The 13,761-nt window shown below is 39.4% G+C and carries 18 protein-coding genes and 1 pseudogene; 17 read left to right on the top strand and 2 right to left on the bottom strand.

The window, feature by feature from the left end; all coding sequences use genetic code 11:
- Nucleotides 1-18: 18 nt before the first annotated feature.
- The 6 genes and pseudogenes from HNR53_RS06990 to HNR53_RS06970 all read left to right on the top strand — a co-directional run.
- The gene (locus HNR53_RS06990) at nt 19-522 is read left to right on the top strand and encodes a GNAT family N-acetyltransferase (RefSeq protein ID WP_184524236.1); all 504 of its coding nucleotides are present in this window, start codon (nt 19-21) and stop codon (nt 520-522) included.
- Between the two features lie 231 nt (nt 523-753).
- Nucleotides 754-1,326, top strand: coding sequence for a DUF4256 domain-containing protein (locus HNR53_RS06985; protein WP_184524234.1), 573 nt, complete (start codon nt 754-756; stop codon nt 1,324-1,326).
- Between the two features lie 135 nt (nt 1,327-1,461).
- A complete protein-coding gene (locus tag HNR53_RS06980) occupies nt 1,462-2,172 on the top strand; it encodes an MOSC domain-containing protein (protein ID WP_246439379.1) in 711 nt (236 codons plus the stop codon).
- A gap of 34 nt (nt 2,173-2,206) precedes the next feature.
- A complete protein-coding gene (locus tag HNR53_RS23165; protein WP_246439376.1) occupies nt 2,207-2,521 on the top strand; it encodes a toast rack family protein in 315 nt (104 codons plus the stop codon).
- Nucleotides 2,488-2,877, top strand: a complete 390-nt coding sequence (locus tag HNR53_RS23160) for a hypothetical protein (RefSeq protein WP_246439374.1) — start codon at nt 2,488-2,490, stop codon at nt 2,875-2,877. Before HNR53_RS23165 ends, HNR53_RS23160 begins: the two co-directional genes overlap by 34 nt.
- 127 nt (nt 2,878-3,004) lie before the next feature.
- A pseudogene (locus HNR53_RS06970) lies at nt 3,005-3,289 on the top strand (VOC family protein); the annotation flags it as partial.
- 139 nt (nt 3,290-3,428) lie between these two features.
- Here the strand turns inward: HNR53_RS06970 and HNR53_RS06965 are convergent.
- Nucleotides 3,429-3,848 carry a VOC family protein gene (locus HNR53_RS06965; protein WP_184524232.1) on the bottom strand — a complete coding sequence of 140 codons (420 nt, stop codon included), beginning with the start codon at nt 3,846-3,848 and terminating at the stop codon, nt 3,429-3,431.
- Nucleotides 3,839-4,075, bottom strand: coding sequence for a hypothetical protein (locus tag HNR53_RS06960; RefSeq protein ID WP_184524230.1), 237 nt, complete (start codon nt 4,073-4,075; stop codon nt 3,839-3,841). The genes HNR53_RS06965 and HNR53_RS06960 overlap by 10 nt, the downstream gene beginning before the upstream one ends.
- A 460-nt stretch (nt 4,076-4,535) precedes the next feature.
- On the opposite strand from HNR53_RS06960, the gene HNR53_RS06955 reads away from it, so the two are divergent.
- The 11 genes from HNR53_RS06955 (at nt 4,536) to HNR53_RS06905 (ending at nt 13,636) form a co-directional block, all read left to right on the top strand.
- Complete coding sequence (locus HNR53_RS06955) at nt 4,536-4,949, top strand: DUF2992 family protein (protein ID WP_184524228.1); 414 nt, start codon at nt 4,536-4,538, stop codon at nt 4,947-4,949.
- 233 nt (nt 4,950-5,182) lie between these two features.
- Nucleotides 5,183-5,674, top strand: a complete 492-nt coding sequence (locus tag HNR53_RS06950; RefSeq protein WP_184524226.1) for a sigma-70 family RNA polymerase sigma factor — start codon at nt 5,183-5,185, stop codon at nt 5,672-5,674.
- Nucleotides 5,667-6,692: an anti-sigma factor gene (locus tag HNR53_RS06945; protein WP_184524224.1), complete on the top strand. Its 1,026-nt coding sequence runs from the start codon at nt 5,667-5,669 to the stop codon at nt 6,690-6,692. Before HNR53_RS06950 ends, HNR53_RS06945 begins: the two co-directional genes overlap by 8 nt.
- A complete protein-coding gene (locus HNR53_RS06940) occupies nt 6,677-6,994 on the top strand; it encodes a hypothetical protein (protein WP_184524222.1) in 318 nt (105 codons plus the stop codon). The genes HNR53_RS06945 and HNR53_RS06940 overlap by 16 nt, the downstream gene beginning before the upstream one ends.
- 256 nt (nt 6,995-7,250) lie before the next feature.
- Nucleotides 7,251-8,153: a TIGR01777 family oxidoreductase gene (locus HNR53_RS06935; protein WP_184524220.1), complete on the top strand. Its 903-nt coding sequence runs from the start codon at nt 7,251-7,253 to the stop codon at nt 8,151-8,153.
- Nucleotides 8,154-8,199: 46 nt separating this feature from the next.
- Nucleotides 8,200-8,967 carry an NAD-dependent protein deacylase gene (locus HNR53_RS06930; protein WP_184524218.1) on the top strand — a complete coding sequence of 256 codons (768 nt, stop codon included), beginning with the start codon at nt 8,200-8,202 and terminating at the stop codon, nt 8,965-8,967.
- 537 nt (nt 8,968-9,504) lie between these two features.
- A complete protein-coding gene (locus HNR53_RS06925) occupies nt 9,505-9,945 on the top strand; it encodes a BrxA/BrxB family bacilliredoxin (protein ID WP_184524216.1) in 441 nt (146 codons plus the stop codon).
- A 296-nt stretch (nt 9,946-10,241) separates the two neighbouring features.
- A complete protein-coding gene (locus tag HNR53_RS06920; RefSeq protein WP_246439372.1) occupies nt 10,242-11,036 on the top strand; it encodes a transporter substrate-binding domain-containing protein in 795 nt (264 codons plus the stop codon).
- 94 nt (nt 11,037-11,130) lie between these two features.
- Nucleotides 11,131-11,790, top strand: a complete 660-nt coding sequence (locus HNR53_RS06915; protein WP_184524214.1) for an amino acid ABC transporter permease — start codon at nt 11,131-11,133, stop codon at nt 11,788-11,790.
- Entirely contained in the window at nt 11,783-12,505 is a 723-nt protein-coding gene (locus tag HNR53_RS06910; protein WP_184524212.1) for an ATP-binding cassette domain-containing protein, read from the top strand. The genes HNR53_RS06915 and HNR53_RS06910 overlap by 8 nt, the downstream gene beginning before the upstream one ends.
- 150 nt (nt 12,506-12,655) lie before the next feature.
- Complete coding sequence (locus HNR53_RS06905; protein WP_184524210.1) at nt 12,656-13,636, top strand: aromatic acid exporter family protein; 981 nt, start codon at nt 12,656-12,658, stop codon at nt 13,634-13,636.
- Nucleotides 13,637-13,761 lie beyond the last annotated feature (125 nt).

Genomic DNA, 13,761 nt, shown 5'->3' with positions numbered 1-13,761 from the left:
TCATAAAGGAGCTTTTTAATGTTAGAAAATATTACGTTTAAAGATGCGAGTATTGAAGATTTACCCATTATAGTGGAAATTTATAATTCGACAGTTCCTAGCAGAATGGTAACCGCTGATCTTGAACCTGTATCTATAAACGATAGATTGGATTGGTTTCATGAACATAACCCTTACAAAAGACCTTTGTGGGTTGTAGAGCATGAAGGTGAAATATGTGGCTGGGTAAGTCTGCAATCTTTCTACGGAAGACCAGCCTATAATGCAACTGCCGAGATAAGTATTTATCTTCATAATGATTTTAGAGGTAAAGGACTTGGGAGAAAAATAATAAACAAGGTTATCGAGGAATGTCCTAAGTTTGAAATTGATACCTTACTTGGATTCATCTTTGGACACAATGAGCCTAGTTTAAGACTATTTTCAAGTTTTGGTTTTGAGAAGTGGGCTCATTTACCCGAAGTCGCTAAATTAGATGGAATCAAACGAGATTTGGTTATCCTTGGGAAAAGGGTTTCTTAACTTTCATAATTTTAACAGTTGAATTGAATTTTCCCTTTCAAATGCCTGTTTAATTTTTCACGACGAAAGAAGCTAAGGTAAAGAGGATGGTAAAACATGATGGAGGAATCAGGATGGGCACACCATACGTAATATCTCTTGATCTTCTCTAATTTCTAACTGTTAATATAAAACCAACATTCATATATACTAAAACCATAACAAGTATAAATAATAAAGGTGGAAACGAACATGGCAAATATCAACAATATAAAAGAGTTGTCATTAGAACAACGTGAGGAATTACTCGGATTATTGAAAGCCCGCTTCGAGAAAAATATGAACCGCCATAAAGGTCTTGAATGGGTTAAAGTTCAGACAAAGCTGGAAGAAAATATTGAAAAACTGTGGTCACTCAATGAAATGGAGAGTACTGGTGGCGAACCGGATGTGGTTGGATATGATAAAGGTGGGGACGAATACATTTTTTATGATTGTTCGACGGAAAGCCCTAAAGGTCGCAGAAGTGTTTGTTACGACCGTGAAGCACTGGAATCGAGGAAAAAAAATAAACCAGAAAATAATGCTGTTGATATGGCAGCTGCCATGGGTATTGAACTATTAACAGAAGAACAATATCGAACGTTGCAAAAGCTTGAAAATTTCGATATGAAAACGTCGAGTTGGGTGCAAACACCCTCAGATATTAGAGACGTCGGTGGTGCCCTTTTCTGCGATTATCGCTACGGGCACGTCTTCGTGTACCACAATGGGGCAGAATCCTACTATGCTGCCAGAGGTTTCCGCGGATCGTTAAGGGTGTAATAAACAGGGGGGCGGTTTTCGTTTCCCTGGTTTTTACCATTGAAGGAGAACCAGTATATTAGCTGTTCAAGAAAAATAGAAGGAAGAAGCAATTAAAATACTATCAGCGGTGTTGATTAGTATGGAGGGATCAAGATGCGCGCATCTAATGTACAAAAACTATTTGTAGGTAAAGTGAAGAAAATGGGAGATCCTGATGCTTCCAATTGGATGGAGCAACCATGGGAGAGCGGCATATTTAAAAATAGTGTTTATGAAAGAATATGGCTTAGTAAAACAGGTTTAACCGGTGATGAAGTGGCGGATACAAAGAACCATGGTGGGCCTGAGAAAGCAATCTTTGCCTATCCCACGATCCATTATGACTTTTGGAAGGAAGAATTGGATTTACAAGAAATGAGGATGGGTGCAATGGGAGAGAACATAGCGGTCCATTCGATGGATGAGCACTCTGTTTGCATAGGGGATACCTACCAATTCTGTGATGCTGTAATCCAAGTATCACAACCACGGCAACCATGTTGGAAACCCGCGCGGCGTTTTAAAATGTTGGACTTTGCTTTACATATCCAGCGGTCGGGAAGAACAGGGTGGTATTTTCGAGTTCTAAAGGAAGGTTTTGTACAAGGTGAAAGGGAGATGACATTGCTGGAACGTCCCTATCCACAATGGACGATCGCTAAATGTAATGAGGTCATGCATGTAAAAACAGATGATTTAAAACTTGCAAAAGATCTCTACACATGTGCGTTTCTCGCTGAAAACTGGAAGCAAACTTTATTAAAACGACTGGCTGGAGAGAAGTCATCCATCGATAAGCGTGTGTATGGCCCAAATAAGGATTGAGTTTTAGAATGGTTTGATATTAGGATCGGTATTATTGGCAACAGCGGGTTGTAATCCTGTTGTTCCGGGTAAAGAAAAAGAAGAGATTATTTCTGTAAAAAAAGATAACGTTAAAGAATTAAATATTGAACTAAATTTAGGTGCAGGTGAATTAGCAGTTTCTAATGGTGCAAAAGAATGGTTAGATGGACGTATTATCTATAAGGGAAAAGACTTAAAACCAAAGGTTACTTATAAGGATCAGGGGAATAAAGGCAAAATTATCATTGAACAAAAGGATTCTACAGCTGTGAATATTGGTCATTTTAAAAATGAATGGGATCTAAGCTTTCTGAAGATATACCGTTAGATCTTGAAGTAAACTCAGGTGCTTCTGATACAAATCTTGATCTACAGGGTTTGAAACTTGAAAGATTAGATATTGAGACAGGTGTCGGGGATTTGAACGTTAATTTAGGCGGTGATTGGAAAAAAAGTTTTGAAACCAATATAGAGACGGGCGTTGGCTCAACCACTGTCATTTTACCTTCAAAGGTGGGTGTGAAAATCATATCGAGTAAAGGGCTTGCAGAGACTAACGTAACCGGCTTTATTTCGAGGGGGAATGGAGTTTATGTAAATGAGGTCTTTGATGATGCGGACGTTATTTTGAACGTGAACACTGAAATCGGGGTTGGAGAGGTAACCTTTGAAATTGAAAAGTGAATCAGGGGGACGGTACTTAAATTTACCTGATTTTTACCAATTGAAAGGTCCAGGACGAATTCTCTCTTTTTAATAATATTGAAGGAGAACGGGTGGGAACTTATTTTCCAATCATTCGTACTAAGTTAGGTGGATAACGCTTGTTTCCCCAGATGAACAAGACGGTACTGAGCTTCTGCTCGAACCGAATGTACATCCTGCTGCCAAAGAATATCAAAAGAAAATATTTGCCGACGGCATTCCAACAACAATGTTTGGCGTTGCCGATATTCACAAAGAGTATAATCGCTTGATGAAAAAAGGTGTGAAGTTTACTATGGAGCCGACAGAAATGGGAGAAGTCATAATAGCTGTATTCGACGATACATGCGGCAACCTTATTCAGCGCAGAAGTAGCTTTATGTCGAAATAGTAATAAAAGAAGATCACACAGTATTAGCCATCTATAATTTGTGATCTTCTTTATTTTTTTGGGATTTTTAATCATTTAAGAGCTTGAACATGATCATTTTAAAATGTACGATTTTGCCTGTTAATCGTTTTACAACATCCTATTTAGATAAATTAAATTGCCAGCCAATTCCGTACTTATCAATAACGTATCCATATTTTTCAGACCAGAATGTTTTATCTAATGGCATGATGACTTTCCCTTCTTTAGCTAAATCATTGAATTGCTGTGTTAATTTTGCTTCATCTTGTGTATCAATGACAAGCGTGATATTGTTTCCCATATTTAAGGTTAGTCCCATATTTGGAGGAACATCAGAGAACATGACTTTATTATTTTCGATCATTAAACTAGCATTCATGATTAAGTCTTTTATCTCGTTTGCTACAGGAAATTCCGGGTTTGGCGGTAAATCTGCAAATGTAAATAAATCCGTACATTTGGCATTAAACACTTGCTCATAAAATGCAATCACTTCTCTTGACTCCTTTTCAAAGTTTAGATAAACTCCTAATGCCATTTTGCATCATCCTTTTCCCAGTTATTGTTTTGCTTAAAAATCCCTAGTAGTATATCACGGAACAAAATTGTAATACCATGAAAGTCAGACCATAGCCCACAATCATTATCATTTGTCCAACAGGAAATTACTCTATTTGTTCTATTGCCAATTATCACTATACCATTCTCTGTAATGTTTGATTTATCATTAAAATCTACACTTCTTTTAGAACTTTCTTTGATCATTGTGGTCCTGTTTGTAATGCCGCTATTTTTGAAATTATCTAATAAAGAAGAACCGTTATTCTGAACCTCTCGGTATTGAAATACCGAGGTTCTTAAACTACCGACTTCAAAGGCACTCGAAAGTACCCTCACTCCTAGGTAGTGTCAGAACATTTGCGAAGAATCACATTCCTCTGAATGCGTTTGCACAAGTGCCTTCGCTTGATTTTATAGTTGGGAGATGGTCAACCTCCCAACTTTTTTTGCTAAATAGCCATTATATTTGATTTAATACCGCTGTACATATTTGTGGAATAAACTCACCAAAAGGGTTTTCAAAGTTTTGGGAAAATTATACAATGGAAACGGAATGAAAAAACACGATTCGGTTGGTAGTCCGAATGCAACTTTGAAGTTGTCAGTAACCTTCCCCTCCTCGGGATGTCCATCATTCCAATATTTTTTTGAGGAGGGACCTATAGTGAAACTAACCATTTATTATGATGGTCAATTTTATGTAGGTATTGTGGAAACAGTAGATGGAAATACCCTTAGAGCCTATCGGAATATTTTCGGCCCAGAACCAAATGACCAAGATGTATTGGAATTTATTTACAGTGATTTGTTGTCTCTTATTGAGCGAAATAAGCAAAAGGGATTAATTGCTGACCAAGATATTCAAAAGAAAATAAACCCTAAAAGACTTCAAAGAATAGTTTCCAAAGAAATAAAGCAAGCGGGCGTTTCTACAAAAGCACAAGAAGCAATCAAAGAACAATATGACCTGCGAAAAAAAGAAAAAGTAATGAAAAACAAACAACTTAGAGACAAGCAGAAACAGGATAAGAGAGAGAAAAAAATACTGAAGGCTAAAAATAAACATAGGGGTAAATAGGATTATTTTATTGCTGGCATTACTTTTTGCCAGTTTTTTTGCGTAAATTATTAGGAGGGAGCCTATTGCAATTGATGCCAATTTCGCTAGAGGTCTCCAACTGTTTTGTGGATACTTTAGCTTAGACTTCATTTCTCAAAAATAGTTTTATAGTAAAAATAGAAAAATTAAAAATTTTCCGATTTTGCAACTTTTTATAAGGTTGCTTCGTGGGTAGAGTGAAGGGGGGGGAAATGGATTTAGATGAGGCGTTTGAAGTGTATGTAGATGATCTTTATCGCTACTTATTTGCCCTTTCGAAGAATCATCATACTGCGGAGGATTTAGTTCAGGAGACGTTTTACCGAGCGTTTCTCCAGTTAGCGGGAGATGACATTAGCCAAATTAAACCTTGGCTCTTTAAAGTGGCCTATCATGCTTTTATCGATTTTACTAGAAAATATAAAAGGCTGGTCATTACCGATGAAGTACATAATCGAATGGACATGAAAACACCGGAAATGGATCTTTTAGAGAAAGAAGGCTTTAGGGAACTCATGAACGATATTCATTCCTTAAAGGAGAGTGAAATGCATGCAGTGCTGCTTTGTGATTTGCACCAGGTAAGTTTAAAAGAAGCGGCTGAAATTCTGCAATTTAATATAAATACCCTGAAGAGCCATTTATCAAGGGGAAGGAAAAAGGTAGTTGAAAGGGTAAAGGAAAGGAGGAGGCAAGATGGATAAAGAGCAAAAGCAAAACGATGAGGAACTTTATCAATCTTTTTTAAATGAATCGATGCAAGACTATGAAAAAAGCTATAAGGTATCGGAACAAAAGCAAAAAAGACTGATTAAAATGGGAAGAAATCATGCATTTATGACAAATATTATGATCAGCCTCGCTGTATTATTACTAATTGTGCCAGTGCTTACGTTAAGCAGTTATTTGTATTACGCGATTGGCGGAAAAGCGAACCATCTCATTGACATCGCCACAAAAACTATTTATGTAACGGAACCAAATATGAGTGTAGAAGAGATGGAGTTAGAAGAGGATATCGGATTTTTTACAATGAATCTTTATTTTGATGTGTTTAAGCGGATTGGGAAAGCAGATTATAAAGCAGGGGATTACTCGGTTAATTTTGCCTTGGATCAGCCAAATTTTCCTGAGCGGGATATGAAACTGGAAAGGCCGCTTCCCATTACGGGAGACATGGAGACCGACATGCTTTATCATCCGGACGGGCCATATGGCAAAAACGTCCATTCGGACTGGGAGATTCTCGAACATCTGCCGGATGGAACGGTGGGGGAAATATATCTTTCTTTGAATCAAGTAATGAAACCGGAGGAGCTTGAAAAACAGCTTGGAAACAATGTCGAGGTAAGATGGGCAGCTGTTGATACGGGGCTTGAGGATAAGATTTTATATGAAGCGGGATCTTCGGTTGCGCCAATCGGCTATCCGCTGCAGGTCGATACCACTACATGGTCACCATTTAATGGACGAGGTAAATCAAATGAGAAAGTATTCTTAGATAGTTTAAAATTCCTTGCCAAGGATGAAAAAACAGCCGAGAAAATATCACGGGCAAGATCGCTAGCTTTAAAAAAAAGAATCCCGTATATCGAGAAAAATGGGATCCAAGTCTATGGAGCAGTAGTCACAGGACCAACTCCGGAATTAAGAAAACTAAAGGATAACGAATTGATTAGAATCATGAAGGTGGGGGAAGTGAAGCTATGGAACTGGAAATGAACAATAAGAACAAAGAAAATCTAAGAAAACTGCCAGCCATTATGGGATTCCTATCCTTCCTGGTCGCTCTTATCGCACTAGCGGGGGTTAATATTACATTATTAATGGATATTGACGATTTTCCAAAAACGCTTCTCGTTAACCTGCCAATTGTGGGCTTTTTCTTAGGGCTATTTGGGATGATTACATCTAAAAAATCAAGATTACATGCATTTTGGGGAATTGGGATTAGTTTGTTTATTTTCGTTTTTACCTTTTTAATGATCGGACTATCCTGGGTGGGGATTAATCCGAAGCCTTGATATCATATTTAGGGCACATTGATTTTATGTTCTTAGAAGGTTTTTGTTAAACAAAGAGGCAATTGTAGTGCAGCACAGACAGCAAATGAGCAATATATATTAAATTGAAACTTTTCTATTCTAGATAAGAATCACCTTTGATCAATCTTTTTTTCAAAATGGATTCTTTTATTTATTGCAGCGGATTGGTTTAGAAGGTTATTTTAATAGCAGCAATGGTTTTTTTAGTAAAAGAGGATAGCAGGAGGGAGAAGCGGTGAAGATCGTTATTGCGGGAGGGACTGGGTTTGTTGGGCAGAAACTAACGGAGATACTTCTTGATAAAGGGCATGAAATCGTCATATTATCACGGGGACTGAAACCTGTGGATGGAAAGGTTTTTTATGTGAGATGGCTTGGTGAAGGAGCGGCACCGGAACAGGAAATCGAACGGGCCGATGCTTTCATTAATTTAGCCGGTGTTTCGATTAATGCCGGACGTTGGAGTCAAAAGCATCAGCAGCAAATATATGAAAGCCGAATGACGGCGACGAATGAACTGCTGAGAATTATCGCTGCTCTGGAAGAAAAACCGGCTGTGTTCGTGAATGCCAGTGCGATCGGGATTTACCCTGCATCAGAAGAGGCGATTTATACGGAAAAGTCACGAGAAAAGGCGGATGATTTTCTGGCGCGGACGGTGGCTGATTGGGAAAAGAAAGCCCTTGTTGCTGCAGATTACGGCATCCGAACGGTCATGATGAGATTTGGTGTTGTATTGGGCAAAGAAGGCGGGGCACTGCCGCTAATGGCGCTCCCCTATAAATTATTTGCCGGGGGCACTGTTGGCTCCGGCAAACAGTGGGTATCATGGGTCCATGCCAAAGACGTGGCACGATCTATTTGTTTTGCTCTAGATCATGGCTCATTACATGGACCTGTTAATGTCACGGCACCAAATCCGGTAAATATGAAAGACTTCGGCGAAACGATTGGCTCTGTCCTGCATCGGCCGCATTGGCTGCCCGTTCCTGCTTTTATGATGAAGCTGGCACTTGGGCAAAAAAGCAAACTTGTGCTGGAAGGACAGTACGTTCTACCAGAGCAATTGCTGGAAAATGGCTTTAAATTTTCCTACCCTGCATTGGAAACTGCATTGAAGGATTTACTTTTATCATGATACATTTATTATGATTATAAAGAGTGAACTATCAGGAGTGGGAAAAATGAATCAAGACATGATCGCAACATGTACAAATTTCATTAGAAATGCCCGCAATATTGTCGTCCTAACCGGCGCGGGAATCAGTACGGAATCAGGCATTAAAGATTTTCGTTCCAGCAAAGGAATTTATACATTAGCCCCGGAATATGTCCTTTCTCTGGACTATTTTTATGAATATCCAAATGAGTTTTATCAATTTGCCCTTGAACATCTTTATCATCCAGAAGCCCTTCCGAATAAGGGTCATGAGATTTTGGCGAAATGGGAAAGGGCGGGGAAAGTGTCGCATATTATTACGCAGAATATTGACGGCCTCCATCAAATGGCAGGCAGCAAGAATGTGATTGAATTCCATGGTACGATTGCCACCGCTGCTTGTCTTCATTGTGGTCGGAGTTATACGACGGAAGAAATGGTGCATAGGGGCAAGAAGATGGAAGAATTCTACATCTGTCATGAATGTAATACGCACCATGTGGAGGACCGTTATATTAAACCGGATGTTGTTTTGTACGGCGATGCGGGGGAATGGTTTACGCAAAAAGGATTTGAGACTATTTTAAACATGATCTTTGAAGCGGATTGCATCCTGGTGCTCGGTTCAAGCTTAAAGGTGACCCCGTTCTCTACGTTTCCACAGCATCGAAAAAATGCCGCACCGATGATCATCGTTAATATTGGGGAAACTCCATACGACCACAGTGCTGATACCTTTTGTATCAATGATTCGATCGGAAAGGTTCTAGAGGAGATGGATAAGATCCTTTAAGGATAAATGAAGGCTGCAGATATCCCATTGAATTGATTTTTCAGAAAAAAAGAAATGGACAGATATTCTGCAGTCTTGAAATTTCCAATGCTAGTGCTACCGTTTGCAATAAAGAACTACGATTCCTGTGATGATGAGTCCAATGATGAAAAAAGGGAGAATCCCTGAAGTGTAGACAATGTATATCTTTATACTGCGAACCACGTGTATGACAAGAAAAACCAGTAAAATCGAGGACAAAACCATAATGATCGGCGTACGTTTCTGTCGGTACAAAGCAGCCAGCCCTTTCGTTTTGCGGCGTTTAATAACCTGAGCCAGAAAGTAAAGGAAGATAATGAGCCCTTTAGCCTGATATAAAACACTATGCTTTAGCTATCTTGTATTATTCGTTTTGCTAATTATTTTCCTTCTTCCAGCAGTAAACTGTAAAGTGCGATTTCAGCAGATGTTTACAGACTACAAAGCAACATATTTGATCGCAAATAACACTATTGTTATGATGTAAATGCATTAAAATGAAAAAGGAGCGATCTTATGAATAATATTGATTTCAACCTGTTTATGAACGATGCCGTCCTTCAGGCACGTCAGGAAATCGCGAACGCAGGCTATACCGAATTAAAAACCACAGAGGAAGTGGAAGCGGCCCTTGCAAAACAAGGCACAACGCTTGTGATGATTAATTCCATCTGTGGATGTGCCGGAGGTATTGCCCGCCCTGCAGCCAATCATTCTCTGCATTATGACAAACGTCCTGATCATTTAGTGACGGTATTTGCCGGACAGGACAAAGAGGCTACAGAAAAAGCACGTTCATACTTCACAGGTTATGCACCATCCTCACCATCTTTTGCCCTGTTAAAAGACGGTAAAATCGTAACGATGATCGAGCGGCACGAAATTGAAGGGCATGAGCCAATGGCTGTTATACAAAAATTACAGCAGGCATTTGAGCAGTATTGCGAAGAAGTATAATACAAGATCCACCATAGGTTTCTGTAATTTGAATATAGATAAACTTAGCAATCCGATAGTCAATAGATTATTGGATTTTTTTATTTATGGATAATATTTTATGTTGGTTTTGATTACAATATAAGATATAAAAGAGATTTAGGTGATTTTACAGAATATAAAATATTATATAACAATAATATTTTATATTGCATATAGCAGGCTTTGTGTTAAAATTCATTCTGATGAATAAACATAAATATAAGGATAACTAATCGTTCATACATGACTTATTACATACTAAAGGAGGAGTAACGTTGAAAAAATTATTTTCTTTATTCATGATGGGCATCCTGCTTATCGGCATTCTCGCCGCATGCGGCACTGGAGCTAAAAAGGAAACAGAACAGAAGGCAGCAGAAGGTGCTGATACTGAGACTAAAGTGTTAACAATGGGAACATCAGCCGATTATAAACCTTTTGAATATATCGATACAGCGAAAGGTGACAAACCAATCGGGATTGATATTGAAATTGCCAAGACGATTACAGACAAACTTGGTTATGATCTGAAAATCAATGATATGGATTTTGGCGGTCTGATTGCAGCTCTGCAAAACGGACAAGTTGATTTCGTTATGTCCGCTATGTCGGCAACCGACGAACGCAGAAAAAGCGTTGATTTTAGTGATATTTACTATACTTCCAAGCATGTCATTGTTTCGAAAAAAGGCAGTGGCATTAAAACGGTTGCTGATTTGGAAGGAAAAAAAGTCGGAGCCCAGCTTGGTTCCATTCAACAGGATAAAGCAAATGAACTGGCAAAAGAAACACCGTTCACTGTAGATGCGCGTAATCGTATTCCTGAACTAATCCAGGAAATCAAGGTAGGACGGATGGATGCAGCGATTATTGAAGACACCAGTGCTAAAGGATATCTTGATGAAAATCCGGATATCGAAAGCTTCACGATTGAAGATACAGATGGCGGATTTGCTATTGCCTTTCCAAAGGACAGTGAGCTGACGGAGAAGTTTAATCAAGAATTAAAAACGATGATTGAAAATGGCGAGATCGATAAGATTGTAAAAAACTATTTTGATGCTAAATAACAATCAGATAGAAACGGAAACGTTCAGAAAAACTTCATTCTGAACGTTTTTATACGTTAATTTGATATTGAATTTGAGAGGGTGCGTTCAGGTCATGAATTTAGATTTTAGCTCCGTTCTCCCTTCGTTTCCCTTTATCCTGAAAGGGGTAGGAGTAACACTTCAGATTGCTTTTTTTGCCGGTCTGCTGGGATTTGTGTTCGGAATTATTTTATCGTTATTTAAAATTAGTAAAATAAAACTATTAAATGGGATTGCCGATTTCTATACATCGATATTTCGCGGTACGCCGCTTGTGCTGCAGTTAATGATTATTTATTTTGGCTCGCCGCAGCTGATCGGTTACCAAATTGAGCCGTATACGGCGGCAATCATTTCATTTGCCTTAAATTCAACGGCTTATATTTCTGAAATTATCCGTGGGGGTATTCTTGCTGTCGATAAAGGACAAAGTGAAGCGGCGATGGCGCTCGGAGTGCCATACAGTCCGATGATGATCAATATCGTATTGCCGCAGGCGTTGAAAAATATCCTGCCTTCACTGATGAATGAATTTATAACATTAACGAAGGAATCAGCAATCGTTACGACCATTGGAGTCATGGATGTCATGCGCCGCGCTTATCAGGTCGGATCCGACACATTCCGCTTTATCGAACCGTTGCTTTTAGCCGGTATTATTTATTATGTTTTAGTCATGTTCCTTACCCTGATTGGAAAGGCTGTCGAGAGGAGATTGAGAAAAGGTGATTAAAGTTGAAGGATTAACGAAGAATTTCGGCAGACTTGAAGTTTTAAAAGGGATTACGACCACGATTAAAGAGGGTCAGGTTGTCGCGATTATTGGTCCGTCCGGCTCAGGAAAATCGACCTTTCTACGCTGTATGAATCTACTGGAAAAACCGACAGGCGGGCATATTTACATTAACAATATGGATATTACCGATAAAAAAACGAACATTATGAAAATGAGACAGAACGTCGGAATGGTGTTCCAGCACTTTCATTTGTTTCCACATATGACTGTTTTAGAAAACCTAACCTATGCTCCGATGAAGGTGAAACGGCTGTCAAAAAAGAATGCCGAGGATAAGGCGATGAAACTGCTCGAAAAGGTCGGTCTCGCGGAAAAAGCAAAAGAATATCCCGGCCGCTTATCCGGCGGACAGAAGCAGCGTGTCGCCATTGCCCGCGCATTAGCGATGGAACCGAAAATCATGCTCTTTGATGAACCGACTTCCGCCTTAGATCCGGAAATGGTAAAAGAAGTTCTTGATGTGATGAAGTCACTCGCTGAATCGGGAATGACGATGGCCATTGTAACGCATGAAATGGGCTTTGCTCGAGAAGTGGCTGATCGGGTTCTGTTTTTAGATGGCGGTGTACTAGCAGAGGATTCTCCGCCAGAAGAATTCTTTACTCAGCCAAAGAGTCAGAGAGCGAAAGAATTTTTGGAGAAAATCCTTTAACGTTTTTAGTGCGACAGGTATCTATATGCATCAGCTAAGTATTTGAATTGAAAAAGTTTTGCCGCTCAATCTGAACGGCAAAACTTTTTTTTGTGAAATTATACATGGTAAACTAATAGGAACAGGAAAAACTTTAAGGGAGATTGGGGAATGAAATTTCGCATTGGGTACCGGACGATTAAATCGGCGATCGGGGCAACGGCTGCGATTGTCCTGGCGCAATATTTTGGACTGCAAAACTTTGTTTCGGCCGGTATATTAACCATTTTATGTATTCAGGTCACAAAAAGAAAATCACTGCAGGCTTCATGGGAACGGATTCTCTCCTGCTTAACAGCCATGGCGTTTGCGATCCTCTTTTTTGAAGGAATTGCCTACCATCCGCTAGTCATCGGCTTATTGCTGCTTCTTTTTATCCCGACGGCGGTGATGCTCAAGGCCAGCGAGGGAATTGTATCGAGTACCGTCATTGTCTTTCACTTTTTTTCACAGGGCAATGTCACGCTTGCGTTCATCTGGAATGAAATCGCTATTATTTTCATCGGGGTCGGGGTGGCTCTTGTCGTTAATACGTATATGCCAAGTGTAGATCATAAAATCATCGATTATCAGAAAAAAATTGAGGCGAACTTCAAAACCATCTTTTTAGAAATTGTCCGCTTCCTACGCGAGGGAGAGTATGACTGGGATGGCCGCGAAATTCCCGAGACGGTCAAACTGCTCAAGGAAGCGAAGCTGCTTTCCATTCAAGTGATGGAAAATCGCTTTTTGCACCACGACGACATCTACTATACCTATCTTTCCATGAGGGAAAAGCAGTTTGAAATTATTGAACGGGTACTGCCTATTATTACGTCCATTTCCCATACGGTTACGCAGGGGAGGATGATTGCCGCATTTATAGAGGAACTTGCCGAGCATATTCATTCAGGGAATACAGCGGTGCTTTATTTAGATCAATTAGCCGAAATGCACCACGCGTTTGAAAAAATGGAACTGCCAAAAACGAGGGAAGAATTTGAGATTCGCGCGGCACTGCTTCATTTTATTAAAGAAATGGAACAATACTTGCTGATAAAGCAGGCATTTAAAGGGATGGAGGACAGAAAGAAAAAAGCGGCAAACGGATGATCCTTAATTAGCTGATGCTTTCGTGATTTAACCCCTTACCCTATGCGGGATTCGACACCACAAGTGTTTTTTCCTCACTGCTTTATTTATTATGCAGGAATTCCCCCTTTTTTCTCGAATATTAT

Source organism: Bacillus benzoevorans (genome assembly GCF_014207535.1).
Lineage (GTDB): Bacteria > Bacillota > Bacilli > Bacillales > Cytobacillaceae > Bacillus_BD > Bacillus_BD benzoevorans.
Note: the sequence above shows the minus strand (reverse complement) of the source record. Positions and strands in the feature narration are given on the sequence as shown.

Excerpts from the sequence above, each read along its gene's own strand:
- HNR53_RS06990 (WP_184524236.1), top strand. The coding sequence starts at position 19 with ATGTTAGAAAATATTACGTTTAAAGATGCGAGTATTGAAGATTTACCC.
- HNR53_RS06985 (WP_184524234.1), top strand. The coding sequence starts at position 754 with ATGGCAAATATCAACAATATAAAAGAGTTGTCATTAGAACAACGTGAG.
- HNR53_RS06980 (WP_246439379.1), top strand. The coding sequence starts at position 1,462 with ATGCGCGCATCTAATGTACAAAAACTATTTGTAGGTAAAGTGAAGAAA.
- HNR53_RS23160 (WP_246439374.1), top strand. The coding sequence starts at position 2,488 with ATGGGATCTAAGCTTTCTGAAGATATACCGTTAGATCTTGAAGTAAAC.
- HNR53_RS06965 (WP_184524232.1), bottom strand. The coding sequence starts at position 3,848 with ATGGCATTAGGAGTTTATCTAAACTTTGAAAAGGAGTCAAGAGAAGTG.
- HNR53_RS06960 (WP_184524230.1), bottom strand. The coding sequence starts at position 4,075 with ATGATCAAAGAAAGTTCTAAAAGAAGTGTAGATTTTAATGATAAATCA.
- HNR53_RS06950 (WP_184524226.1), top strand. The coding sequence starts at position 5,183 with ATGGATTTAGATGAGGCGTTTGAAGTGTATGTAGATGATCTTTATCGC.
- HNR53_RS06945 (WP_184524224.1), top strand. The coding sequence starts at position 5,667 with ATGGATAAAGAGCAAAAGCAAAACGATGAGGAACTTTATCAATCTTTT.
- HNR53_RS06940 (WP_184524222.1), top strand. The coding sequence starts at position 6,677 with ATGGAACTGGAAATGAACAATAAGAACAAAGAAAATCTAAGAAAACTG.
- HNR53_RS06930 (WP_184524218.1), top strand. The coding sequence starts at position 8,200 with ATGAATCAAGACATGATCGCAACATGTACAAATTTCATTAGAAATGCC.
- HNR53_RS06925 (WP_184524216.1), top strand. The coding sequence starts at position 9,505 with ATGAATAATATTGATTTCAACCTGTTTATGAACGATGCCGTCCTTCAG.
- HNR53_RS06915 (WP_184524214.1), top strand. The coding sequence starts at position 11,131 with ATGAATTTAGATTTTAGCTCCGTTCTCCCTTCGTTTCCCTTTATCCTG.
- HNR53_RS06905 (WP_184524210.1), top strand. The coding sequence starts at position 12,656 with ATGAAATTTCGCATTGGGTACCGGACGATTAAATCGGCGATCGGGGCA.